The organism is Streptomyces sp. NPDC006384 (genome assembly GCF_042870695.1).
Classification (GTDB): domain Bacteria; phylum Actinomycetota; class Actinomycetes; order Streptomycetales; family Streptomycetaceae; genus Streptomyces.
In genome coordinates this window covers 325,091-348,144 of the sequence record NZ_JBIAHR010000007.1, presented here as the reverse complement: position 1 = coordinate 348,144, position 23,054 = coordinate 325,091, and the positions used below count along the sequence as shown (strand labels likewise).

The window sequence follows — 23,054 nt, the reverse complement described above, 5'->3', positions numbered from 1 at the left end:
CAACCGAGATCCTCTGTCCCGTTGCCGCTGCCTGCGGCCAGAGCCGGGGACGTTCGTCCGTACGCATCTGGGGAGAAAAGTCCGTACGCCGACAGGCGTCTACGGGGTCCGGAAGGTATGGCGTCAGCTGCACCGCGAGGGCATACCGGTGGCCCGCTGCACCGTCGCCCGGCTGATGCGCGACCTCGGCCTCGAAGGCGCCCGGCGCGGGAAGAAGATCCGCACCACCGTCCGGGAAGATGGCCATGAGCGGTCCGCTGACCTGCTGCAACGCGACTTCACCGCGTCCAGGCCGAACGAGCGGTGGGTGGCTGACTTCACCTATGTCGCCACCTGGTCGGGGATCGTCTACGTCGCGTTCGTCGTGGACGTGTTCTCCCGGGCGATCGTGGGCTGGTCCGCCGCCACCAACAAGCGGGCCAAGCTCGTCCTCGACGCGCTCGACATGGCCTTGTGGCGTCGCGACCGCGCAGGAACTCCCGCTGGCCCGGGGCTGGTTCATCATTCGGATGCGGGCAGTCAGTACACGTCTTTCGCGTTCACCGCGCACCTGATCGAGGCCGGCATCGACGCCTCGATCGGCACCGTCGGCGACGCCCTGGACAACGCGCTCATGGAATCCCAGATCGGCCTCTACAAGACGGAGTTGATAAAGCCGCGCAGGCCCTGGCACGGCCTGGCCGACGTTGAACTCGCCACCGCGGAATGGGTCGACTGGTTCAACAACCAGCGCCTCCACACAGCGATCGGCGACATCCCGCCCCACGAGCACGAGACCAACCACTACGCTCAACACCAGCCCCAACCGGCGGCTGGAGTCAACGCATAGAGCCTCCACCGATCCCGGAGCGGTTCAATCCTCGATCATGATGCCGAGTTCGGCGGTGCTGGGCTCGGTCGTGCGGACCAGGTTGGTGGTCGCGATGAGTCGCTGTGGATCGTCCTCCGGGTGGGTGACCCAGGTGAGGCCCAGGCCGGGGCGGGTCAGGTGGTGGAACTCGCCCCGGCGCAGGGAACGCCGGGCGGCCTGGTAGCGCGCGAAGCGCGTCTCGAGCGAGCAGCGGTTGTGCAGCGCGTTCACCGCGTCGAAGTCATCGAGCGTAGCTGGACGGGTGATGGTGCGGGTCCCGGTGTGCGGCAGGCGGGGGCGATGGGGTGCGGTGGTCATCGGGGCGGGGGCGGACATAGTGGTCCTCGGCTTGGAGTCAGGGAAGGCGGAGGGCAGGGCACGGTGGGAGTGCGGCAACCGCCGACAGCCGTCGCGGGGCCACCGACCGGGGCTCGTCACCGTCATTTGCAGCGTCGTCCCCCGTGGCAGGATCCCGGCCCCTTGGAAGGGAGTCATTCCCGTGCGGGCCCGGCCGGAGCGGGAGGTTGTCGTCCATGACGAAGCTGACCGTCGAAGCATGGGGCTGAACAGCCGTGTCGGCGACACTGCCGAACGACACGGACTGTTCGGAACACGCGCCCCGCGCCCCGCTCACCGACACGACCTCTCGGTCCGGGGCCGCAGCAGCGTTCCGAACTCAGGGGAACCCCGGGCCGTCACAGATCAAGGTTCACCGGACTACGGGAGAGGGACACTCACGCGTCGGGGTCCTGGTGGTAGGCGTGACGGTCGGTGTGTGGGCCTCGGGAGGACGTGAGGAACCGGAGGGCCGACGCGACGAGCACGGTGATCAGAAGGGCGACGCTGAGCAGGAAGGTCCATTCGACCCACGCACCGCCGGACCGCCCCTTCTCGAACGCTGAGAACAGCCGTGCGCCCACGGGGTAGGAGATCATGCAGACGATGACGAGGGGCCAGAAGGACAACACCTTCAGAGGCTTGGTCCATGCGGTGAGGGCAAGGGCCACAACAGCGATCAGGGCGACGAGAACATGCATGCGATCCATGAGCCGATCCTTTCGCGCGGAATCCGCTGCGATCTCGGCCACCAGGAGGAATCGCACCTAGTCCGCGAAGCATAGACCCGCACGAGGGTGCCGCCCTTCCGGCTGCCGCCCTCGTGCGTCAGCGGTCCACGCGGCTCTGTTCCCGGTCGCCCACGGAGGAGGTGTACCCGTCCGGCACACCGGACGGGTACACCTCCTCATGCCACAGACGAGCCGAGACGCGCTCGACCGCAGTCCTGAGATGACGGCGGTAGGTGCTCAGTGACACACCCAGTCGTTCGGCCGCTGCCCGGTGCGTGGTCGGCCCTTCGACGAACGCGGTCATCGCGGCCTGGTGCGGTCCGTGCCCGCCTTGCTCTTCGGCCAGCTCGTAGACGGCCTGTTGGAGCACGGCCGCCAGGTCTTCACCGCCTACGGCAGCCACCCGGCTACGCCGTAACGGATTCAGCGCGAGCTCCGACGGCCGCCGCAACGCACGCAGTCCCGCGTGCACGGCGTCGGCGAACTCCAGCTCGGACAGTACTCCCGTCGGTGTCCGCGCCTCGTCCGTGCGGACGAGGCCGGCACCGTTCACTCGATGACAGGGGTCGCGGCCGTCGCCCTCCCCCGACACGGAGCGCAGCAGCCCGCGCAGCCAGTCGGAAGCGGGGAAGACCCGCACGTCACGGGCGAAGAGACGCTGGGGAACGCCATCGACGTCCCAGTGGTGCTCCGTGGGAAGCAGCCCGTGCCGGCGCAGCGCCCCGTTCCAGACGCCGTCGTCCCGGAGCACGAAGAACACCCAGGCCGGTCCGCCGGTCCGCACGGTCTCCGCGACGAGGCACCGCAGCGACAGCGCCACGGCCGATGAGGCGTCCCGTCGCTCTCGCGGGCCGGCGTGGAAGCGGGCCACCGAGATCCGCTCGTTCGCCCGCAGCGGCCCGTGCCGCCGGACGTGGTCCCAGACGGCGGCGACCACGGGATCCGCTGTCTCCCCTTCGTACGCCGTCAGTTTCAGCCAGGCCGAGCAGGCTCGGGGTGGGCCGTACGGGACTGGCCGCAGGACTCTGAACGCCTCCGGCTGGTGACGCAGCCAGAACCGTGCGTTCTCCGCGGACTCCGGCCCCTCGCAGCCCGCGGTCAGGCCGAGCACGGTGGCCTCGTCCACAGGTCTGCACGCCTCGTCCTCGTGGCTGTCCCGCGCGGTCCACTCATGGGCGGGTGGCAGCGCCGTGATGTCCCGGTACAGGCGGTGCAGGGCTGCCGCAGCGTCCAGGGCGCGGTCGAAAGGCATGGTGCGTATCTGCTCCACCAGGTGGTCGTGCAGGCGCTCGTGCAGAGCGGCGAACCCGTCGGGGTCGTTCCATCTGGCGTCGTGCGCGACCGTGTTGCGTACCGCCTCGTCCAGCAGCAGGCCGCATCCGACGGCCGTCACCCAGGGCTGCGCGCGCAGCCACGCGAACAACCGGGCCGCCGCGCCGGCGCCGAGTTCGGCGCGCAGCAACTCCTCCGTGACGGTCCCCGCCCGGGCGGTCACCTGCAGAGTCCGTCGGTGCTGCTCGGTGGGAAGGCCGCCGACGAGACGGTGGAACAGGACCGCGGTCAGCCGTCGGGAGACGCCCCCGTCCATGGACCACCCTGCTTCCCCACCTGTGCGGGCGGCGGCCGCGACCAGGGACAGAGCCAGGGGATTGCCGCCCGCGAACTCCCGCACGGGGACGTGCAGGGGCGGCGGCACGTCCTGGTCGCCCAGGACCTTGGTGGTCTCCTCCGCGTTCAGCGCGGGCAGCTTCACGGACCGGGCGCAGGCGGCCCAGCCGGGATCGGTTCTCCAGCCGAGCTGCGGCGGGGTTCTTGACGCCATGACCACGACCGCATCACTCGGTACGTCGGGCAGGAAGCTCTCGCGCAGCCACGCCTCCAGCCCGGTGCACCGCTCCAGGGAATCGACCAACAGGACTGTTGCGGGATCGTCAAGGACATCACGGAACACATCCAGGCGACCGCAGGCGTCCGCCGGTGTCCTCGCACCGTCCACCCACACCACCGTCCTGCCGGCGGCGGTCGCGTCCAAGGACAGGCGGTGCAGCAGGGCGGACTTACCGATACCGCCGGGCCCGTGCACGAAGAGGACGGGACGGGCTTCGGCTTCTCCCGCCAGCGCCGCTCGGAACGCGTCCCGCTCGGCCGCCCTGCCGACGAAGGCCCGGGCACGTGCGGCGGCCACGTGCTCGCCGAGCAGACCGCCACCACAGGAGCCGGCGGGGTCCGTGGCGTTGCTGCCGCTCACCGGGTCGGCTCGGGTAGGGACTGGTCCCGGACTCACCGGAACTCCTCTGCGAAGGGATCGGTCAACCCCTCCAGTCCAACCGTCCCGGTCGTCCGCGAGCTCCGCCTTCGAGTGGAACTCGCGGATCGGCCGACCGGACGAGGTCGCTCTCCTGCTCGTCCTGGAGAACGAGTACGTGCACCCGGACGCTCCTGCACCGACATCCGGACTGTCCGTGCTCGCGCTGACCCACGGACGAGGGGTACGCCGTCTTCCGGTGTCCCGGCGGGCCGCTGTCGGTCGGCGCGGTCTACCGTGGACCGTCATGAGCGCACTGAACTCGTGGCCGCGCCGCCGTCTGCCCCCCGCCCTGACCGACCTGGCCCTGGGCGTTCTCCTGACAGGCTGGTGCCTGGCCCTGCCGTCCCTGGTCCCTGCGAGCGAGGCCCTGCACAACGCGCCGGGCGGCTGGTGGGTCGCGCTCATCCTGGTCTGCGGTGCGCCCATTACCGTTCATCACCGGTTCCCGCTGGCGAGCCTCGTGGTTGTCGCGGTCGCCTGCAGCATCCTTCAGGCGCTGCGTTACGTGCCCCACCTGGTGGGGCCGCAGGGGACCGCGATCAGCCCCACCTACCTGTGCGCCGCGACGGCCCTGTTCCTGACCGCCGTGCGGACCGAACACCGCACCGCCGCTCTTGTGGCGCTCCTCCACGTTCCGGCGCTGTCCGTGACGGAAGCCGTGCTGGCGCCCGCGGATCACTGGCTTGCCGCGGGCACGACCGAGGCGGTGCTGACGGCCGCGGCCTGGTCCCTCGGCCGGCTGGTACGAACCCGGACCGCTATGCAGGATCAGGCGCTGGAGCGCGCCAAGGCACTGGAGGGTGAACAGCTCGCCAAAGCCCATGCCGCCGTCATGGAGGAACGCGCGCGCATCGCCCGGGAACTGCACGACATCGTCGCCCACAACGTCAGCCTCATGATCGTGCAGACCATCGCCGCCGACCGGGTCCAGGCCCGCGACCCGGAGAAGGCCCACGAACTGCACCGCACCATCGAGGAGACCGGCCGGGCCACCGTCACCGAGCTACGGCAACTGCTGGACGTGCTCCGCACCGACGACGAGGACGACACCGACCCCAGCAAGCAGCCACCGCAGCCCACCATCGACGCCATCCCGGCGCTGCTGGAGTCGGTACGTGCCGCCGGTCTCCAGGTCCACTGCACCATCAGCGGGGAACCGGCCGACCTGTCGGCCGGCTCGCAACTGGCGGTCTACCGGATCGTGCAGGAAGCCCTCACCAACACGCTCAAGCACGCGGGCCGCACCCGCACCGCCGTCACGCTGACGTGGGAGCACGACCGTCACCGGCTGTCCCTGAGGATCTGCGACGCGGGCCCCGGCGAGCAGGCCGCGCCTTCACCGGTCCACGTCTTCGACCGGGGGGCGGGGCACGGGCTGGTCGGGATCCGGGAACGGGTCGCGGCCATGGGCGGCACACTGCACACCGGTCACCGGCCCGGAGGCGGTTACTGTGTGCATGCCGCCCTCCCCCTTCCGTCCGTGTACGGCCCGCCCCCGCCGGACGACCGGAGCTCCTGCGTCCTCGCCGATCCCGTTGGCCACGAGGACGGCACCGGGTCCCACGACGACGAGGCCGGGACCGTCCTCGCTCTCCCGGTCACCTGAGTCAACGCCGCGGCCGGTCCGCGGGTGACAGCAGCGGGGTTCCGGACAGTTCGTGCTCCCACATGATCCGCGTGACCCGGTGTGTCGCCCACGCCAGGTGGCGGCGGTAGGTGCTGAGGGGAAGCCCCAGGCGCCGAGCGGCGGCCGCCTGCGTCGAGGCCCCTTCGACGTAGGCGGCGGTCGCCGCCCGGTAGCCCTTGTCACCACCGCGCTCGAGCGGCAGGCTGCCGATCGCGCTGGTGACCACGTCCTTGAGACCCATGCCGTGCGCCAGGACGAGACGACTGCGCTGGAGCGGGTTGAGCGCCAGCTCACGTGGCCGGCGCAAGGCTCGCAGAGCGGCCTTCACGGCGACGGCGAACTCCTCCTCGCCCAGCACCAGGATCTCCGCCGCCGTGCACGATTCCTTCCCGGAGCGGGCTGGACCAGGAGCGGCGCCGGTGAGCAAGGGAGCGTTCGCCGCACCCCCCAACACCGCGGGCAGGGCACGCCGGTCGCAGGCGAAGAGACGGTGACGGTGGCCGTCGACGGTCACCGTGCCGGCCGTCGGTTCCATGGCGTGGTGGCGCAGATGAGAGTCCCAGAAGCCGTCGTCGCGCAGGACGGCGAACGCCCAGGCCAGTCTGTCGTCGCGGATGATCTCCCCCACCATGCGCCCGAGGGACGCGTCCATCACGGGGGAGGGACGGTGATCGCCGTACTCGCCGACGTGGAACCGCGCCAGCGCGATGTGCTCGCCGGCCCGCACCGGCCCGTGCTTCCTGGTGTGCGCCCAGGCGGCGGCGACGACCGGGTCCTCCGCCTCCCCTTCGAAGGGCATGAGCCTCAACCACGCCGAACCTCCGACGTCCTCCTCACCGGGCCCGAGGCGGCGCAGATGGACGTTCTCGGGCTGCTCGCGTAGCCAGTGCGCGGCTATGCGCGCCGACTCCGGCCCCTCCTGGCGGCGTATCCGGCGGATCAGCGTCGCCTCGTGCCCGACCGCGCGGGGCAGCTCTTCGGCCCGGCCGCCCGACGCCCGGCCGTGCGCATCTGCCAGAAAGCGCCCGGAGCGGTGGAGGAACCGCAGGTCCCCCACGGTCTCGAGGACGCGGGAAGCGGGCCCGAGCCTCGTCCGTTCGAGCAGGTGGCCCCGGATCCTCCGGTGCAGTTCTGCGAATCCGGCCGGATCACGCCAGCGCAGATCGGCTCTCAGCACCTCGCGTACGACGGCGTGGGGGGCCACACCGAGCCGGGTGGTCTGGACGAACGGCTGGTCGCGCAGCCAGAGGAAGAGATCCTCGCCCTGGTCACCGAGGACCGCCCGCAGCAACGCCACCGAAGTGACACGGGCCTGGGCGCACACGTCCAGGGCTGCCTGGTGAGCCTCGTCGGGCGGGGTACCGACGAGGCGGCGCAGCAGAGTGGTGACGGCGTCCTGGCCCAGCGGAGGATCCGCGTGATCGGCACCGCCATCGGTCTCCGTGCGCACCGCCGCCTCCGCGGCCAGGGCGAGAGCCAGGGGGTGCCCTCCGGTGAACTCCAGCAGGGCGTCGTGCAGGTGAGGGAGCACGCCTCGCTGCCGGAGGAACGCCGCTGCGTCGGGCTTGCTCAGACCGCCGAGGGGCAGTACACGCAGCAGCCCCGTCCAGCCCGGGTCGGCCGGCCAGTGAGGGTCAGGCTCGTGGCGGCTCGCCACGACGACCACGGTGTCCCAGGGGAGGCGGAGCAGGCACTCCTCACGCAACCAGTCCTCCAAGGACCGGCAGTGCTCGAAGGAATCGACGAGCAGAACGGCTTCAGGCTCCCGCGTGACGGGACGTACGGCACGCGTGAACGCATCGGCGGTCGCCGGCGTGGTCCGCCCGTCGACGCGTACGACGATGCGGCCTGCGGCACGGGCCTCCAGCGCGAACCGGCGCAAGAGCATCGACTTGCCCGTGCCTCCGGACCGTGCAGGTAGAGAACGCAGGCGGCGCCGGATGCTCCGTGCAACGCTGCGCGGAAGAAGTGGAGCTCATGCCTGCGTCCGAGGAATGAACGCTCCCGGACTCGTTCCAACCGCCGGCCCAGGCTGCCGCCGCGCGTGCTCACTCACTCCGCCTCTCCGTCTCGCCCGACGCGCCCGGGCCGCTGACCGCGACAGCGCGGAGCGCGGCCGCGACGGGAGTACTCCGAGAGGAGCATATGCGTCCGTGGATCACCACGGGCGGCCGCCCACGAGGGGCGGAGAGTTCGTCCCCCCCCCCCCTGCACCCTCGGCGGCCGCCGTTGAGCACAGGTGAGCACATGACGACCACCGCTTAAGCAGCCGGTGGCGCGCGGGGGTGCCGAGCATGGGACGGACCCCGCCACACGAGTACCACCCCCACCCCCACCCCCATGCCCATGCCCATGCCCATGCCCATGCCCACAACTGAGATGTCCTCCTCCTGCCCCGTCGATGTCGTCCTCTCGCTGCGCCGGGAGAAGACAGCCCGTCTGCTGCGCACCATGCGCCCGTACCACGTGCTGCCGGCCCTGTCCCACTCATGGGGTTCCGCACCGGCCTACATGTCGCTGCTGCGCAGGCCCGACGGGCTGGCCGTCCTCGATGTGTCCGAGGACGGTGGAACGGACCGACTCGAGCAGCGCGTGCGCGTGCTCAGCACGATCTCCTCGGTCGTGGTGCTGGCGCCCCGGGACGTGAACGTGGTCGCCACGCTGCGTGCGGGGGCCGTCAACGTGCTCCCCCGGGGCACCCCTCCTAGGGAGTTGGCCGGACGGATCGTCGCCGAACGCAGGTGGATCGATCTCTCTTCGAGGCGTCAACGCCTGCGGGCACCGTCCCAGAGTCGTCCGCAGGTCGTGCCTCACCAGGCTTCTCAGCAGGTGTTGTTGGAACTTCTAAGCCTGCCTTCCCGTGAGTGGTGTTGTCACGATCTGGGTCTGCTGCTCGGCACCGCCGGGGAGCCGGTGAGCAAACGGGCGCTGCAAGCCCGTGTGATGCGTCTGAACGGACGTCTGGCGCCGTACGGGGTCTCCGTCGACGCCGTACACCGGTGGGGCCGGACCAGGTACACGGGTATGCGCGAGGCCGTGCCGTACGAAGTGCCGCCCGCGCAGTCGCCGTTGCGCCTCTGATCTCGCGCCCCGGATGCGCTGACGACTCGTTCGTGGGAGGCCGTCAGGGAGGAGCAGCCTGTCAGCGGACGGTGGGAGCGTGCCCGACCGGTGTGACCAGGCCGGCGTCGTAGGCCAGGATCACCGCTTGTACCCGGTCACGCAGATGGTACTTCTCCAGGATATGAGCGATGTGTGTCCTGACCGTGTTCTTGCTGACGTCCAACTCCTGAGCGATCTCCTCGTTGGACAGCCCCCGACTCAGCGCACGCAACACGTCGACCTCGCGGGCCGTGAGATGCTCCAGCCGCCTGGACGCGGCCCCGACGGCCGACTGAGGCAGACGGGCGAAGCGGTCCAGAAGCCGCCGAGTGACACGGGGGGACAGGACCGCGTCACCGGCGGCCACCATCCGTACCGCCTCCACCAGAGACTGTGCGGGCCCGTCCTTGAGCAGGAAACCGACGGCCCCGGCCCTGAGAGCGTCCAGGACGTGCCGATCCAGGTCGAACGTGGTCAACATCACGACCTGGGCTTCCGCACCGGACTCCACGATGCGTCGGGTGGCCTCGACACCGTCCGTGCCGGGCATGCGGACGTCCATCAGGACGACGTCCGGTCGCAGGGCGAAGACCTGCTCCACAGCGGAGTCGCCGTCGGACGCCTCGCCGACAACGGCGATGTCCGGTTCGCATTCGAGGATGAGACGGAAACCGGTGCGGATCATCTGCTGGTCGTCGACCAGCAGAACGCGGACGGACTCCATGGAAGAGGCTTCCTTCGTGCGGTGCGGGTGAAACGGGCGGCCGTCGACTGCCGCCCCGAGCGATGCGCCGATGACGAGCATGTGTACCGGCTCTCGATGACGACAGATCACGATATCTGCACGGGTCGTCCGGGACGCACTGGGTCGATGCGCGCAGCCTGGCGCAGCCGACGTGGAGAGACGAGATGGCACGCTGCTCCGGCCTGGCGACTGATCAAGCCGACCCGAGAGGGTTGCTCCAGCAACTGAGGCATCATCTGCCGGAGCTCTTTCCCCTTCTCCTTACTGCCTCACATACCCCTACAGCATGCAGTACACGCTTACGCAGAAGTAAATCACGATCAACTTCGTGAAGCGTGCCGTCCGGGCGAGGGTCTGCGTTCGCGGGCGGTGCTGACACCGCACGACCGCCGGTATCGCCGTGGGACACCGTGCCGCCGTGTCACGTCCGCCTGTGATCCGATGGGCTCGCTGCCCCGATCAAGGGGCCGAAGGCTCAACGAAGGGAACCACCGTGGCAACCACGCGCTCCGCGCACACCGTCTGGGAAGGCAACCTGCTCGAGGGCAACGGCGTCGTCACCTTCGACTCGTCCGGTATCGGCGAGCAGCCGGTGTCGTGGCCGTCGCGCGCCGAGCAGGCGAACGGCAGGACCAGCCCGGAGGAGCTGATCGCCGCCGCCCACTCCAGCTGCTTCTCCATGGCGCTGTCGCACGGCCTGGCCGGCGCCGGCACCCCGCCCACCAAGCTCACCACCTCCGCCGACGTCACCTTCCAGCCCGGCGAGGGCATCAAGGGCATCCACCTCACCGTGGAGGGCACCGTCCCCGGCATCGACAACGACACCTTTGTCGCCGCCGCCGAGGACGCCAAGAAGAACTGCCCGGTCAGCCAGGCCCTGACCGGCACGACCATCACCCTGACCGCGAAGCTGGCCTGAAACAGGGGCGGGGACCGGCCACATGACGCGTCGGGCGGAGCCGGTTCTGCAACGGAACTGCGGTGCAGTCCCCCAGAGGTCTGACTCACGCACCCGCTGAAGACGCGTAGTGGCGATTCGAAGTGGGCAGGCCACGGCGTTGCCACCGGAGGCGGCGCGGCCTCGCCGGCCTGCCACCCTCACGGGCGGCGGGCCGGCCCCCTTCCTATCGTCCCTTGTCTGCTCGGCGCAGGGGGGCGTGCCGGCTTCCGGCCGTATGCGGGTGCCGAGGTCGTCCAGCGGGCCGTCGGCGGTCATCACCACGATCGCAGCGCTCACCGTGGCCGACGCGACCGGCAGCATGACCACACGCAGCCGGCCCAGCGGCCCACGACGCGGCTGGCGCCAACGGGCTCGACATCCTGCCTGCTCTCGCGGCAATCACCGCTGACGTCGTCCAACCAGTAGGAATCCGTCAGTTGAGCGAACGTCACACCATCTCCGTTATCCCCCAGAAGGCTCATACCTGAGACAACGACGCACTCCCATGGGCTACCGCCCTCCACGACTCGGCTGCAAGATCGTGATCACTCGACTCGCCGGGGCCGTCGCGGAAGACAGGCCCTCCTTTATGGCCGGAACGGCCTCGATTCCTCCCGGTCCGGCCGTACCGCGGCAACGATGACTCGGAGCCGGCAGCAGCCGCTCGTTTCCCACAAGCCCCTCTTGTGAAAGGACGGCCAGCCGCTGCGAAGCCACGACGAGGGTAGGCGGTTACCTCGGCGGTGTGCCCCTGCCGCGCAGTCGTCGGAGCAAGGCATCCTCGTCGGCGGCGACAGCGCCTGGACCGAGGTCCGTGAAATCGTCGAGCAGCCGCTTCGTGAAGCCGGTTTTTGGATGATCTCGACGCGCCGTATCAGCAAGGGGGCGAAGTTCGGATGCCTCCAGGAGCGTCCGGTACGCGGCCCTGCCAGAACCACGGCGGGATAGCCCGCCCAGAGTTCGGCGTCCTGCTCGGTCGCCGATTCGATGAGGAAGCTTTATAGCCTACGACTCCGCTTCTGATGGCCATCATGGCCGTGTGAGCCCGGCCAAGTGGTCGGCCCCTCGGGCAATGTAGCAATCGAGATGCATGAGCCTGTCTCGTCGCGCTGGGAGAAAGACGCACCCCGATACGGACGGATAAGCGGGTGCGATCGCAAATCAGGCACCCGAGTGAGTTACAGGCACACGGACCCCTCAGAGGCACCGACCGCATCATGCGCGCCAACGCGTTCGACCTCACGTCGAAGCCGCACCGGAGCGCTCCGGTGCGGCTTCGACGTCTCACGGATCCGGGCAGAGACCCCGCCAGGACGGACCGCGGCGCTTCGCCATATCACCCGCGTATCACACAGCCATCACCAGCTGGGTAGACCCTCTCGGACCGAGAGGCTCCGACCTGCACTTTCGTGCCCACGGGGGACTGGCACAGACGCCCCTGGACGGTCTCTACAACCTGTGCCATGTGGTACCGAGGGACGGACCCAAGATCAGGACGGGTAGGTGATCTGGCCCGTCAAAGCGGTATTGCAGCGTTTCGATCTTGGCTTCGGTCACGGGTTCACACCTTCATCTGTCACGATCTGTCACACGCCCCCTGCGGGACCTCCCCATGCCTCCGCTGCTGGAAGCAGGCCTGCCACGTCCGGCTTCACGTACCACTTCTCGGTCGTCTTCACGTCGGTGTGCCCGGCCCGCCTGGCGAGCAGGTGATCCGGCACCCCGTTGTCGGCGAGGTACGTGAGACAAGACGCCCGAGCATCGTACAGACGGACCCTGCGGAGGCCGTTCTCATGCATGACCTCGTAGGCCCGCACCCGGACCCGGGGCGGTTCAGCTCGACAGTTCTCGACGGGGTCCCCCGCATTAATCACTCGACCGCCTGCTCGATCTGCGGGATGCTCCCAGCGATGACTCAACGAACCGATACGCCTCCCACCTGGGACGAGCGCACGCAGCTGATCACGTTCCTGGACTACGCCCGTGACACGGCGCGAGCCAAGTGCGAGGGCGTGTCCGCACAAGACGCCCGCAGGGCCCCGCTCCCGAACTCACCGCTGATGACCCTGTGCGGGCTGATCAGCCATCTGCGGTGGGTCGAGTATCACTGGGTCCAAGTAATGTTCCTGGGGGAGGAACCAGCAGGTCCGCTTACGCGGGCGAGTGACGACGACCCCGACCCCGAGATGCGGACAGCTGTCGACATCCCGTTGCCGCAGCTTCTCGCCGAATACGAGGAGCAGAGCGACCGCTACCGTCGCCTGCTGTCCGGCCACGACTTGGACTCAAGGGCCGAGCGCCCCATCAGCGACGGCCGCCACGTGGACCTCCGCTGGGTGATCCTCCACCTCATCGAAGAGATCTCCCGGCACAACGGGCATCTCGACATCGTGCGGGAGCTCGTCGACGGACGGACCGGCGTCTAGAAGATTGATGAAGATCTTGGTGAGGGGCTGTCCGGCCGGAGGCCGGGCAGCCCCTTTGGTCATCCGGTGGCCATGTCGAGGTGCCAGGTGTGGTGGGTGCGGGTGAGGCCGCACAGGGCGGCGAAGGGCGCCTTCGACGAGTCGAGGCAGCGTCGGATCGGCTCAGGCACCGTACCGGCGCGGGCGGAGGAAGGCGGGCGGAGTGCTTCCCGGTGGTGGCATGCGGCGAGTCCGTCGAACGGCGGGATTCCTGTGCCGGCCGCGACCCGCGCCGGGCCCCCGTCCGGACGAGGGTCCTCGTCTTCTGCCCGGCGCGCCTCTAACGTGGCGGCAGCCGTCGAAGGGAAGCCACCATGTCGGACGAGCCGATGGGCCCGCTGGGTACGGCGATGCGGGAGGTCACGTTCCCGGACAAGTCCCGCGGGATCATCCTGGTACGGGCGGGAACACCGCAGGACGAGGCAGAGGCGATGGCCGCACGCGTGTGGGCCGGACTGCCGGAACGCTGAGAACGACGGCACGCCCCACCCGTGTCACGGGTGGGGCGTGCCGCTGCCTGCGCCGCGGCCGACGGTGAGACGGCTGTCGCGTTCCGTGCGGTTCCTGCCGCGCGGTTCCCTTCGCCTACGCCCCGGGGGCCTGCCCGAGGAGTGCTCCCTCGGGTGCGGGTGATCCGTCCCAGTCCATGCGGGACCAGGGGAGGGACAGTTCGTCCGTGCCGCCCACCGCCCGAGGGGCCAGGTCCTCGGTCCGGGCGGCCTCCCGGTGCCGGGCGAACACGGTGTCGACGTAGCGGTGGCCGGTGTCGGCGGCGATGAACAGGGCGGTGCGGCGGGGCTCTTCGCGGCGTTCCCACCGGGCGGCGAGGTAGGCGGCTCCGGTGGACAGGCCCGCGAACACGGCGTGCCGGCGCAGCAGGTCGACGCTGCCGGCGAGAGCGGCGTCGAAGGCGAGCCAGTGCAGGACGTCGTAGAGGTCGTGGCGGACGTTGCCGAAGGGGATGGAGCTGCCGATCCCGGCGATGATGATCTCCGGGTCGGCGACGTGCCCGCTGCCGAAGGTGACGCTCCCGTACGGCTGGACGCCCACGAGCCGTACGTCGGCGGAGCGTTTCCTCAGGTAGTGGGTGAGGGCACCGGTGGAGGCGCCGGAGCCCACTCCTCCGACGAGGGTGAGGCGGTCGCCGGCGGTCCGGTCGTGTATCTGCTCGGCGACGGCTTCGTAGCCGAGGTAGTGGATGTCGTCGTGGTACTGGCGCATCCAGTGGTAGTCCGGGTGTGCGCGCAGGATCTCGCGGACGCGGGCGACGCGGCGGTTCTGGTCGAGCTCGAGGCTGCTGCTGGGCGGCATCTGCTCCAGGCGGGCGCCGAGGACGTCGAGCTGGGTGCGCAGGGTGTGGTCCACGGTGGTGGAGCCGACGATGTGGCAGCGCATGCCGTAGCGGTGGCAGGCCAGGGCGAGCGCGTAGGCGTAGATGCCGCTGGAGCTGTCGATGAGGGTGTCGCCGCGTCGTACGGCACCGGTGTCGAGCAGGTGGCGTACGGCGGCGAGGGCGGAGACGACCTTCATGGTCTCGAAGCGCAGGCAGAGAAGGCCGTCGTCGAGGCGTATCAGGTCCGGGCGGCCGATGGCTTCCGAGATGTGTTCGTCCACAGGAACTCCTCGCTGACGGGGGACGCGAAGGTGGTGAAGGTCCGGGTCGGTGTGATGCCCTCGCGGTCCAGGGCACGGGTGCAGCGGCGCAGTCCGCGGCGCAGGCCGGGGGTGCGGGGGTCGAAGAGGATGCCGGCGACGTTGCCGCTGTGGGCGATCTGCACGCCGACGGCGCCCGTGCGGTCGGCGATGCCGGTGAGGGCCTCGAACTCCTGGTGGCGCAGGACGCGTTGGCGCAGGCGGGCGCTGGCGGTGCCGACCCGGCCGAGCAGGGCGGTGTCGGCGTCGGTCACCGCCCGGCGGAGCATGCGGCGCAGGTGTCCGTAGGCGGCGAGGTCGTCGTGGTGGTGGAGGGCGGGGAGGGAGAGGGTGTCGACCGGTGCTCCCCCGGCGAGCGCGCATCCGACCACCACGGCGGGCGGCAGCGCGGCGCCCAGCACTTCGAGGACCCTGCCTTCGCGCTGGGCGAAGAGCAGGGGGCGCGGGCCGTGCATCAGGGGGTCGCTGGCGCCTTCGGCGCGCACCGCGATCCCGGCGATCGTCTCCGGCGGCAGCGGCACGCCCCAGGAGTCGGCGACCGCCCGCACGGTGGCGATGACGTCGCTGGTGGAGGAGCCCATGCCGAGCCCGACGGGGAGGTCCCCGGTGAGGGTCAGCTCCCCGCCGCAGGGCTCGGCGTCGCGGCGTGCGGCGCACTCCCGTACCGCGAGGACGGCCGCCGCACGTGCCTTGGTGCGGCCGGCGGGCGTCACCGTCACCTCGTCCGGCGGGCTGCCGGGCCGGTGCGCGAACCGGGCGGTGCTGCCCGGTCCGTGCATCGGCAGTGTGACCAGTGCGTGGACGGTGCGGCGCCGCTCGTCGAGGAAGACGCCCTGCAGGATCTCGCCGTGATGGCAGGCGGCGCGTCCGGTGCCCTCCGTGCCACGGGCGGGGGCCTTCGTGCCACGGGCGGTGGCCTCCGGCCGGCGGGTGGCGGCCGTCATACGCCGGCCGCCGCCCGGTAGCGGTACAGGGTGGTGGGTTCGGCGCTGAACTGGGAGAAGGGGAAGGGCTCCGCGGACAGGGCGGTCACCCCCCGTCCGAGGAAGGCGCGCGCCACGGCGCTGCCGGTCTGGGCGTAGACCACCAGGGGCACGCCGCGTTCGCGGCAGCGGGCCAGGACGGTGTCGAAGCTTCCGTTGCCGATGGTCATGCCGGTGGCCACGACGACGTCGGCGGTGTCGAGGACCTCGTGCATGTCGTCGGTGACCGGGTCTCCCCACTGGGTGGTGCGCAGGTTGAAGTCGCAGAGGAGGGGATCACCGCCGCGCTCGCGGATGGCCGCGACGAGCGGGTTGACCACCCCGATCAGACCGACCCTGGCCCCGGCGTCGATGTCCAGGAGCCCGGCGACGGCCGCGTCCCGGGCCAGCGCCCGGGTCTCGGGGGCCCCGGCGGGCAGGGGCACCGGTTCCGCCTCCCTCGCCTCCCGGTGCGGGCGGACCGAGCTGAGGTAGGCGTCGAGCGCGGCGATCCGCAGCGGCCCCGGCGCCTCGCGCAGCAGCGTGCCGACGGGGGTACCGGAGGCGTCACGGCATACGGACGGGTCGGCCTCGCCCGCCTCGAAGGCGCAGCCGCCGAAGGAGTCGCCCAGGCGGACGAGGAGGTACTGGTTGAGGTAGGTGGTGTTCCCGCCGGCCAGCCGGGTGCCGTGGTGCACCCAGAAGACGCTGGTGGCGACGAGGCCGTCGGGGCGGGGGCCGTGTTCGCCCGCCAGGACGGCGGCCAGGAGTTCCTCGGTGTTCTTCATCGCCGTCCTCCGGTGCGGGACGTGTCGTGGGTGATACGAAAGAGGAAGGTCAGCACGCCGTCCCGCCAGTCGTGGAGATGGTCGATACGAGGGCTGAGCCCGTGGTCCAGGGCGTGCTGGACCAGGGCCCGCAGATCCGCGGTGTTGGAGGCGATGACGTAGATCTCGCCGTCGGGGGCCAGCAGGTCCTTCTCCGCGATCTGGGCGAAGAACTTCGCCAGCAGCGGCGCGCCCACGCAGACGTTGCGCACGACGTCGGGGTCGTCGCTGACGGTCTGGCTGACGGCGGGCGGGTTGAAGGTGACGACGTCCAGTCGGACGTCGTCGGGGAGGGCGTCGAAGACGTCGCTCACCGCGGGGAGGAACGCGGTGTCCGGGCGCTCGCCGACCAGGCGCCGGTAGTGACCGCCGGCGGCGGCCACGCTCTGCGGGTGGACGTCGAGCGCGTGGATCTCCCGGGCGCCCCGGACGCCCGCCGCGACGGCCTCGACTCCCAGGCCGACGCCCATGGCGGCGTACCGGAGGCCGCGGGTCTCGATACGGCCGTCGAGCACCCGCTCGTGGATCAGGCGGCTGGTCCAGCCGGGTATGAAGACGCCGGGCGGAACGTCGAACGTCCAGCCGTTCCACTCGTAGGAGCGAGTGGTGTGCAGGTCCTCCTTGGGCTGGTTGAGGGCGATGATCCGTTCGGCGGGCAGGGGCGGGGGCAGTTGCTCGAGAAGAGCCTGGCCGGCCGGGTCACGGTCCATGTCCATGGGGTCCTTTCCTTGTCGTACGGCGGGATGGCGCGCACGCCGGAGTGCGGCCTGCCGGGCGGGGGTTCACGCCTGCCGGGCAGGCCGTGGTGTGCGGGGATCAGCCCTTGAGTCCGCGCAGGTAGGTGGCGAACTTCTCCAGGCCGTCGATGTTGCGGGGGCCGCTGATGCCCTCGTTGTAGTCGAGGACGAAGAAGTTGTTCTTCTTCACGGCCGGGAGTTCTCTGGTGTGGGGGGACTTCTTCAGGAAGTCGATCTTCTTCGCGGCGGGCAGGTCGCCGTAGTCGAGGACGATGACGACCTCGGGTTCGGTCTCGGCCACGGATTCCCAGCTGACCTGGGTCCAGCGCTCGTCGAGGCCGTCGAAGACGTTCCTGCCGCCCGCCGCCTTGATGATGTCGTTGGGGGGCACCTGGTTGCCCGCGGTGAACGGCTGGTCGGTACCGGAGTCGTAGAGGAAGACGGGCACCGGGTCGCCGTCCGGGGCCTTGGCCTCGACCTCCTCCACGCGCTTCTTCAGCCCGCCGACGACTTCCGCGGCCTTCTCCTCGACCCGGAAGATCCTGCCCAGCCGTTCGAGGTCGGTGTAGAGGGCCTCGAAGGGGCTCATCCGCTCGGGGTGGCCGGGGTAGTTGAAGCAGCTCTCGGTGTGCATGAAGCTCTGGATGCCGAGCTTGTCCAGGATCTCGGGCGTGATGCCCCGCTCGTCCTTGAAGCCGGAGTTCCAGCCGGCCACGACGAGGTCGGCCCTGGCCTCGACCACGATCTCCTTGTTCAGGAGGTCGTCGCTGAGCATCTCGACCTTCGCGTACTCGGAGGCCCAGGGCGACTCGCTCACCGGCGGGTTGGCGGGAGGCATCACATAGCCGTGCACGTGCTCGGTCAGGCCGAGGGCGAACAGCTTGTCCGCGCTGCCGCCCTCGTAGGCGACGGCCCGCTCGGGCACCGTGTACTCCACCGGTTCGCCGCACCGCTCGACGGTGACCTTGCCGGAGTCCTCGGCGTCCGGTTCGACCTCGGCACCGCATCCGCCGAGCACCAGGGCCGCCGCCAGGGCGGAGCCGAGAGCGGCGGGCCGGCGGACCGTGGCGGGGTTTCGGGTTGTACGCATGCGTGAGCAGCCTTTCAGCGGGTGGGGTCGAGCGAGTACAGAAGCTGGGGACCGCCCGTCAGCGGGTGGGGGACGACGCTGGCCCTGACGCCGAAGACGTCACCGACGAGCTGTGGCGTGAGCACGTTGGCGGGCGTGCCGGAGGCGACCAGGCGGCCCCGGGAGAGCACGCCGAGCCGGTCGCAGGCCGCCGCGGCGAGGTTGAGGTCGTGCAGGACGACGAGGACGGTGAGACCGGACCCGCGCAGGAGCGAGAGCAGGTCGACCTGGTGGCGGACGTCCAGGTGATTGGTCGGCTCGTCCAGGACGAGGATCGCCGGTTCCTGCACGAGCGCGCGGGCCAGCAGGACGCGCTGGCGCTCGCCGCCCGACAGCGTCATGACGCCCCGGTGCGCGAGGTGTCCGATGTCGAGCCGGTCCATCGCCCGCCGGCACAGCTCGCGTTCCCGGCCGCTGAGCGCCTGGTTGCCGCGCAGGTGGGGCGCGCGTCCGAGCGCGACGACCTCCTCGACCGTGAAGTCGAAGTCGACGCCGCCGTCCTGCGTCATGGCCGCGACGACGCGCGCGCTGTGGCGCACCGGGAGCCGGGTCAGGTCCTGCTCGCCCACCCAGACGGTTCCGGAGCTGGGCCGCAGCGCCCGGTACACGCACCGCAGCGCGGTGGACTTGCCGCTTCCGTTGGGCCCCACGAGCCCCACGACCTGCCCGTCCGGCACTTCCAGGGACAGCTCGCGCACGAGACTCCTGCCGTCCGTCACCACGGAGAGTCCGTCGAGTCTCAGGTCCATGTCAGCGGCCTCCGAAGGTGTAGCCCCTGCGGCGCATCAGGGCGATGAAGACGGGCACCCCCGCGAGCGCGGTGATGACCCCGAGCGGCAGCTCACGAGGGGCCACCAGGGTCCGTGCCGCCAGGTCGACCCACACCATGAAGATCGCTCCGGCCAGCGGGGCCACGGCGAGCACGCGGGCGTGCGTGGCGCCGACGGCCATCCGCACCACGTGCGGCATGACGAGTCCGACGAAGGCGATGGCGCCGCTGACGGCGACCATGACGCCCGTCACCAGCGAGACCAGGACCAGCAGCACCTTGCGGTGCCGGTCGGGATCGAAGCCGAGGCTGGCGGCGGTCTCGTCGCCGAGGGAGAGGACGTCCAGCGCCCGCCCGTACCGGTACAGGAGGGCGAGTCCGGCCAGCACCACGAGACAGACCACGGGCAGCGCGCCCCAGGTCGCGGCTCCGAAACTGCCCATGGTCCAGTACAGGACCATGCTCGTCGCCTCGCTGTCCGGCGCGAAGTAGATGATCAGGCTCATGACAGCCTGGAATCCCAGCGACATGGCCACGCCCGTCAGGACGAGGCGCAGCGGTGACAGCGCACCCCGGTCGGCGGAGGCGGCGTACACCAGGAGCGAGGCGACGAGCGCGCCGACGAAGGCGCCGGCGGAGACGGCGTACACGCCCAGCGCCGCGAGCCCTCCGCTGACCGTGACCCCGACGGCGCCCACGGAGGCGCCCGAGGAGACCCCGAGGACGAAGGGGTCGGCCAGCGCGTTGCGCACCATGGCCTGGATCGCCACTCCGGCCGCGCTCAGCCCGGCCCCCACCAGCGCCGCGAGCAGCACGCGCGGCGTACGGATCTGCCAGACGATCTGATACGTCGTCACCTCGTCGGACCCGACGCGCCCTCCGCTGAGAGCCGCCCACAGATGGCGGGCGGTCTCCCCCGGGGTGACGACCGCGGGCCCGAGCCCGATGGCGACGACGACGGACGCGAACAGGACGGCGGCCAGCACCGCACAGCCGAGCAACAGCCCCTTCCGGGAGGCGAGTCGGGCCCGCGCGACCCCGGCGGGCCGGGACACGGGGGCCGAGGGCGGAGGCTTGTGCGCTACCTTCACTTTCCCTCACTAATGAAAATCATGTTCATGTGCGGGAACGTAGCACGCCCCCTGGCCCGGTGGACAGCCCGGACCGACCGGTGACACACGACCGCGCCCCTCACCACGAGTCATCGCGAGAGGGCGGCCGACGGCACTCTAATGGAAATGATTATCACTGCGATAGTGTGTCGCCCGCGTCGCCCGCCCGCCGTGTGCCGCGGCCGGTCCCGTCGCACAACTCCCCTGCCGGACAGGGACGTTGCAGCCGGTTCGCGTCCGGTCCCCCGCCGCCACCAGGACAGGAGTACTCCCTCGTGCCCACCCCCTCCGTCCCTCCCGCCGCCGCCGAGTCACCTCCCGCGAAGCAGCGCTCGATCCTGCTCGACCCGGCCTTCCTCCGCCTGTGGACGGGCGCCACCGCGTCGGGCCTGGCCACCTGGGCCCTGCCCTTCGTCCTCGGCCTCGCCGTCTTCGACCGGACCCTGGCCGCCACGGACCTCGGCCTGCTCCTCGCCGCGCGCACCGTCGGGTTCCTCGCCGCGGTGCCCGTGGCCGGGGTGCTCGCCGACCGGCACTCCCGCCGGGGCGTCGTGCTGTGGTCGGGGCTCGCCGCCGGAGCCGCGGCACCGGTGATCGCCGCGGGGCTGGACCGCTCGGTGCCGCTGATGGCGGCGGCCGCCGCGGTGGCGGGGGCCGGGCAGGGCGCCTGCCGGCCCGCCTACCAGGCCCTCACCGCCGAGGTGGTCGACGCCGGCCGCAGGCAGCAGGCCAACGCCGCCATGACTCTGGCGGTACGGGTCACCACCCTCGTGGGCCCCTCCCTGGCCGCGCTGCTCGCCGTCTTCCTGGACACGTGGGCACTGCTGGTGGGCATCGGGCTGCTCTGGCTCGTCGCGGCCTGCGTCCCCGGACGCGGCGCACGGCCCGGGGACGCGGAGAACACGCCGGAGTCTTCGGCCGGGACGGGCGGGGCGTCCTTCCCGGCCGAGTTCGCGGAGGGGGTCCGCGAGGCACGCAGGCACCCCTGGTTCCTCGCCGGCCTGGGCGCGCTGACGGCCGTCATAGCCACCGGCTACTCCGCGACCGGCGTCGCCCTGCCCATGGTCAGCAGGGACGAGTACGGGACCGAGGTCGTCCTCGCGGGCGCGATGACCGCCTACACCGCCGGGGCGCTGGGCGGTGCGCTGCTCATCGCCCGCTGGCGTCCGCGCTCCCCCGGCCGGGCCGCCCTCGCCGGCCTGGCCTCCTACGGCTTCGCCCCGCTCAGCCTGGTGTTCCCCGTGCACCCGGTCGTCGTGATGGCCGCCTACGCCGTCGCGGGCATCGGCATCGAACTGTTCAACGTGCCCTGGTTCACCGCCGCCCAGCGCGAGGTCGCCCCGGACAAACTGGCCCGCGTCTCCTCACTGGACTTCCTGCTCTCCTACGGCCTCGCCCCGGTCGGACTCGCCGTCATCGCCCCCGCCGTCGACGCCTTCGGCGCCACAGCGGTCCTCTCGGCCTGCGCGCTCGTCTGCTTCGCGGCACCCGCCACCGCCGCCCTCGCCCCCGGCGCCCGTACCTTCTCCACCGCACGAGGGCGCGGCGACGCCCGCTGACGGCCGTAGAAGCCCCAGGCCATCACGCCGGGTCTTGTCGAACCGGGCCTTTCGGGATCTTGTCCGCCCGGGTACAACCCTCGCGGCCCGTCGCGGGTCAGAGAGGTCGCAATGAGGTGGGGGCATGCCCCGGACAACCGGGCCATGGAGATGGCATACGATCCGCATGCCCCTCGTAAAGATCAAGTAAGAGGATGTACACGCCATGGCCACCCGTGCCCCCTACCGTTCCCTTCGCGGCATGACCGCCGTTGCCGCCCTGCTCGCGATCGGTGCGGTGGGATGCTCGGACGTCACCGACGCCGTCGACAGCGCCAAGGACGGCGCGAAGAAGGTGGCCCGCCAGCGCTCGGTGTTCTCGCTGAACACCGGTGACTGCTACAACCCGACCGGCAAGGCCGAGGGGGAGGCGTACCTCGTCGAGATCGTGCCCTGCGACGAGGCGCACGCGGGCCAGGTCGTCGGCGAGTTCTCGATCACCGGGGGCAAGGAGTACCCCGGCGACGCCGGGGTCTCGGCGATCGCGGACGAGCGCTGCCCGGTCGAGGCGCAGAAGTACGCCCCGGACACCTGGGCGCTCCCCAAGGGCGTCGCCCTCTCCTCCTACACCCCGACCAAGGAGAGCTGGGCGACGGGTGACCGTGCGGTGAGCTGCACCTACACCGCGGAGCAGGGCACGTTCAGCGGCACGCTGGACACCGCGAAGTCCCTCAAGCCCGAGCAGCTCACGTACCTCAAGGGTGCGAACGCGGTCTACGAGGCCCTGTGGGCGAACCAGCCCGAGAAGGACGCCGTCGAGGAGGACCTGGCCGGTTACAAGGCGCAGGCCAAGGCCGTCGGGGCCGCCCTCGACGCGCACGTCGAGGGCTTGAACGGCATCAAGGGCGCCGAGGTCGGCAAGCTCCGCTCGACGCTGACGAAGGCGGCCGGCAACTGGAAGAAGGCCGCGGAAGCCGCGGACGCCGACGCGTTCTACCTCGCCTACGACCCGGCGTTCACCGACATCGACCCGAACAAGTCGGTCGCCGCCCGCAAGGAACTGGGCCTGGCCACCACCGTTCCGGCCGACGAGGCCGAGGTCTGGGCGGGCTGACACTCCTGGGGAAGCGGGGCCGGGTGCGTCATGCCCGGCCCCGCTTCCCGGGTTCCGGGCGGGAGCCCGCGCGGCCGGCGCCGTCGTCCGGGCCGTCGTCGCCCTCGGA

Annotated in this window: 20 protein-coding genes; 8 read left to right on the top strand and 12 right to left on the bottom strand. The window is 70.9% G+C overall.

Features of this window, described 5'->3' with window-relative positions; translation table 11 throughout:
* The first annotated feature begins 13 nt into the window (after nucleotides 1-13).
* On the top strand, nucleotides 14-829 hold the full coding sequence (locus tag ACFYOJ_RS12400; RefSeq protein ID WP_388596738.1) for an IS3 family transposase: 816 nt from the start codon (nucleotides 14-16) through the stop codon (nucleotides 827-829).
* A 24-nt stretch (nucleotides 830-853) separates the two neighbouring features.
* On the opposite strand, the gene ACFYOJ_RS12395 is transcribed toward ACFYOJ_RS12400, so the two are convergent.
* The 3 genes from ACFYOJ_RS12395 to ACFYOJ_RS12385 form a co-directional block, all read right to left on the bottom strand.
* Entirely contained in the window at nucleotides 854-1,186 is a 333-nt protein-coding gene (locus ACFYOJ_RS12395) for a hypothetical protein (protein ID WP_356556462.1), read from the bottom strand.
* Between the two features lie 398 nt (nucleotides 1,187-1,584).
* On the bottom strand, nucleotides 1,585-1,896 hold the full coding sequence (locus ACFYOJ_RS12390; RefSeq protein ID WP_061441721.1) for a hypothetical protein: 312 nt from the start codon (nucleotides 1,894-1,896) through the stop codon (nucleotides 1,585-1,587).
* Between the two features lie 118 nt (nucleotides 1,897-2,014).
* Nucleotides 2,015-4,165 (bottom strand): AAA family ATPase, encoded by a 2,151-nt coding sequence (locus tag ACFYOJ_RS12385; RefSeq protein ID WP_356556461.1) that lies wholly within the window; start codon nucleotides 4,163-4,165, stop codon nucleotides 2,015-2,017.
* A gap of 304 nt (nucleotides 4,166-4,469) precedes the next feature.
* Between ACFYOJ_RS12385 and ACFYOJ_RS12380 the strand changes: the two genes are divergently transcribed.
* Nucleotides 4,470-5,831 carry a sensor histidine kinase gene (locus ACFYOJ_RS12380; protein WP_356556460.1) on the top strand — a complete coding sequence of 454 codons (1,362 nt, stop codon included), beginning with the start codon at nucleotides 4,470-4,472 and terminating at the stop codon, nucleotides 5,829-5,831.
* 1 nt (nucleotide 5,832) lies between these two features.
* Here ACFYOJ_RS12380 and ACFYOJ_RS12375 read toward each other — a convergent pair whose 3' ends face one another.
* Nucleotides 5,833-7,740, bottom strand: a complete 1,908-nt coding sequence (locus ACFYOJ_RS12375; RefSeq protein ID WP_356556459.1) for an ATP-binding protein — start codon at nucleotides 7,738-7,740, stop codon at nucleotides 5,833-5,835.
* Nucleotides 7,741-8,216: 476 nt separating this feature from the next.
* Between ACFYOJ_RS12375 and ACFYOJ_RS12370 the strand changes: the two genes are divergently transcribed.
* Nucleotides 8,217-8,933, top strand: a complete 717-nt coding sequence (locus tag ACFYOJ_RS12370; protein ID WP_356556458.1) for a hypothetical protein — start codon at nucleotides 8,217-8,219, stop codon at nucleotides 8,931-8,933.
* 61 nt (nucleotides 8,934-8,994) lie between these two features.
* Here ACFYOJ_RS12370 and ACFYOJ_RS12365 read toward each other — a convergent pair whose 3' ends face one another.
* Nucleotides 8,995-9,678, bottom strand: coding sequence for a response regulator transcription factor (locus ACFYOJ_RS12365; RefSeq protein WP_356556457.1), 684 nt, complete (start codon nucleotides 9,676-9,678; stop codon nucleotides 8,995-8,997).
* A 514-nt stretch (nucleotides 9,679-10,192) separates the two neighbouring features.
* On the opposite strand from ACFYOJ_RS12365, the gene ACFYOJ_RS12360 reads away from it, so the two are divergent.
* The 3 genes from ACFYOJ_RS12360 to ACFYOJ_RS12350 all read left to right on the top strand — a co-directional run bounded on the left by ACFYOJ_RS12360 (nucleotide 10,193) and on the right by ACFYOJ_RS12350 (nucleotide 13,574).
* Nucleotides 10,193-10,618: an OsmC family protein gene (locus ACFYOJ_RS12360; RefSeq protein ID WP_356556456.1), complete on the top strand. Its 426-nt coding sequence runs from the start codon at nucleotides 10,193-10,195 to the stop codon at nucleotides 10,616-10,618.
* 1,931 nt (nucleotides 10,619-12,549) lie between these two features.
* Nucleotides 12,550-13,065: a DinB family protein gene (locus ACFYOJ_RS12355; protein ID WP_356556455.1), complete on the top strand. Its 516-nt coding sequence runs from the start codon at nucleotides 12,550-12,552 to the stop codon at nucleotides 13,063-13,065.
* A 353-nt stretch (nucleotides 13,066-13,418) separates the two neighbouring features.
* Nucleotides 13,419-13,574, top strand: a complete 156-nt coding sequence (locus ACFYOJ_RS12350) for a hypothetical protein (protein ID WP_356556454.1) — start codon at nucleotides 13,419-13,421, stop codon at nucleotides 13,572-13,574.
* Nucleotides 13,575-13,689: 115 nt separating this feature from the next.
* Here the strand turns inward: ACFYOJ_RS12350 and ACFYOJ_RS12345 are convergent, their stop codons facing one another.
* The 7 genes from ACFYOJ_RS12345 to ACFYOJ_RS12315 form a co-directional block, all read right to left on the bottom strand.
* Nucleotides 13,690-14,718: a pyridoxal-phosphate dependent enzyme gene (locus ACFYOJ_RS12345; RefSeq protein ID WP_356556453.1), complete on the bottom strand. Its 1,029-nt coding sequence runs from the start codon at nucleotides 14,716-14,718 to the stop codon at nucleotides 13,690-13,692.
* Nucleotides 14,676-15,701 carry a GHMP kinase gene (locus tag ACFYOJ_RS12340; protein ID WP_356556452.1) on the bottom strand — a complete coding sequence of 342 codons (1,026 nt, stop codon included), beginning with the start codon at nucleotides 15,699-15,701 and terminating at the stop codon, nucleotides 14,676-14,678. Before ACFYOJ_RS12340 ends, ACFYOJ_RS12345 begins: the two co-directional genes overlap by 43 nt.
* Complete coding sequence (locus tag ACFYOJ_RS12335) at nucleotides 15,698-16,507, bottom strand: Rossmann-like domain-containing protein (RefSeq protein ID WP_356556451.1); 810 nt, start codon at nucleotides 16,505-16,507, stop codon at nucleotides 15,698-15,700. The genes ACFYOJ_RS12340 and ACFYOJ_RS12335 overlap by 4 nt, the downstream gene beginning before the upstream one ends.
* A complete protein-coding gene (locus ACFYOJ_RS12330) occupies nucleotides 16,504-17,262 on the bottom strand; it encodes a methyltransferase (RefSeq protein ID WP_356556450.1) in 759 nt (252 codons plus the stop codon). The genes ACFYOJ_RS12335 and ACFYOJ_RS12330 overlap by 4 nt, the downstream gene beginning before the upstream one ends.
* 100 nt (nucleotides 17,263-17,362) lie before the next feature.
* Entirely contained in the window at nucleotides 17,363-18,373 is a 1,011-nt protein-coding gene (locus ACFYOJ_RS12325) for an ABC transporter substrate-binding protein (protein ID WP_356556449.1), read from the bottom strand.
* 14 nt (nucleotides 18,374-18,387) lie between these two features.
* Nucleotides 18,388-19,161, bottom strand: a complete 774-nt coding sequence (locus ACFYOJ_RS12320) for an ABC transporter ATP-binding protein (protein WP_356556448.1) — start codon at nucleotides 19,159-19,161, stop codon at nucleotides 18,388-18,390.
* 1 nt (nucleotide 19,162) lies between these two features.
* Nucleotides 19,163-20,182: a FecCD family ABC transporter permease gene (locus tag ACFYOJ_RS12315; protein WP_388596736.1), complete on the bottom strand. Its 1,020-nt coding sequence runs from the start codon at nucleotides 20,180-20,182 to the stop codon at nucleotides 19,163-19,165.
* A gap of 386 nt (nucleotides 20,183-20,568) precedes the next feature.
* Between ACFYOJ_RS12315 and ACFYOJ_RS12310 the strand changes: the two genes are divergently transcribed.
* Both ACFYOJ_RS12310 and ACFYOJ_RS12305 read left to right on the top strand, forming a co-directional pair.
* Nucleotides 20,569-21,852, top strand: coding sequence for an MFS transporter (locus ACFYOJ_RS12310; RefSeq protein WP_356556447.1), 1,284 nt, complete (start codon nucleotides 20,569-20,571; stop codon nucleotides 21,850-21,852).
* Between the two features lie 205 nt (nucleotides 21,853-22,057).
* Nucleotides 22,058-22,945, top strand: a complete 888-nt coding sequence (locus tag ACFYOJ_RS12305) for a septum formation family protein (protein ID WP_356556446.1) — start codon at nucleotides 22,058-22,060, stop codon at nucleotides 22,943-22,945.
* Nucleotides 22,946-23,054: the final 109 nt, after the last annotated feature.

Excerpts from the sequence above, each read along its gene's own strand:
- ACFYOJ_RS12395 (WP_356556462.1), bottom strand. The coding sequence starts at position 1,186 with ATGTCCGCCCCCGCCCCGATGACCACCGCACCCCATCGCCCCCGCCTG.
- ACFYOJ_RS12390 (WP_061441721.1), bottom strand. The coding sequence starts at position 1,896 with ATGGATCGCATGCATGTTCTCGTCGCCCTGATCGCTGTTGTGGCCCTT.
- ACFYOJ_RS12380 (WP_356556460.1), top strand. The coding sequence starts at position 4,470 with ATGAGCGCACTGAACTCGTGGCCGCGCCGCCGTCTGCCCCCCGCCCTG.
- ACFYOJ_RS12375 (WP_356556459.1), bottom strand. The coding sequence starts at position 7,740 with ATGCTCTTGCGCCGGTTCGCGCTGGAGGCCCGTGCCGCAGGCCGCATC.
- ACFYOJ_RS12370 (WP_356556458.1), top strand. The coding sequence starts at position 8,217 with ATGCCCACAACTGAGATGTCCTCCTCCTGCCCCGTCGATGTCGTCCTC.
- ACFYOJ_RS12365 (WP_356556457.1), bottom strand. The coding sequence starts at position 9,678 with ATGGAGTCCGTCCGCGTTCTGCTGGTCGACGACCAGCAGATGATCCGC.
- ACFYOJ_RS12355 (WP_356556455.1), top strand. The coding sequence starts at position 12,550 with ATGACTCAACGAACCGATACGCCTCCCACCTGGGACGAGCGCACGCAG.
- ACFYOJ_RS12350 (WP_356556454.1), top strand. The coding sequence starts at position 13,419 with ATGTCGGACGAGCCGATGGGCCCGCTGGGTACGGCGATGCGGGAGGTC.
- ACFYOJ_RS12340 (WP_356556452.1), bottom strand. The coding sequence starts at position 15,701 with ATGACGGCCGCCACCCGCCGGCCGGAGGCCACCGCCCGTGGCACGAAG.
- ACFYOJ_RS12335 (WP_356556451.1), bottom strand. The coding sequence starts at position 16,507 with ATGAAGAACACCGAGGAACTCCTGGCCGCCGTCCTGGCGGGCGAACAC.
- ACFYOJ_RS12330 (WP_356556450.1), bottom strand. The coding sequence starts at position 17,262 with ATGGACATGGACCGTGACCCGGCCGGCCAGGCTCTTCTCGAGCAACTG.
- ACFYOJ_RS12325 (WP_356556449.1), bottom strand. The coding sequence starts at position 18,373 with ATGCGTACAACCCGAAACCCCGCCACGGTCCGCCGGCCCGCCGCTCTC.
- ACFYOJ_RS12320 (WP_356556448.1), bottom strand. The coding sequence starts at position 19,161 with ATGGACCTGAGACTCGACGGACTCTCCGTGGTGACGGACGGCAGGAGT.
- ACFYOJ_RS12305 (WP_356556446.1), top strand. The coding sequence starts at position 22,058 with ATGGCCACCCGTGCCCCCTACCGTTCCCTTCGCGGCATGACCGCCGTT.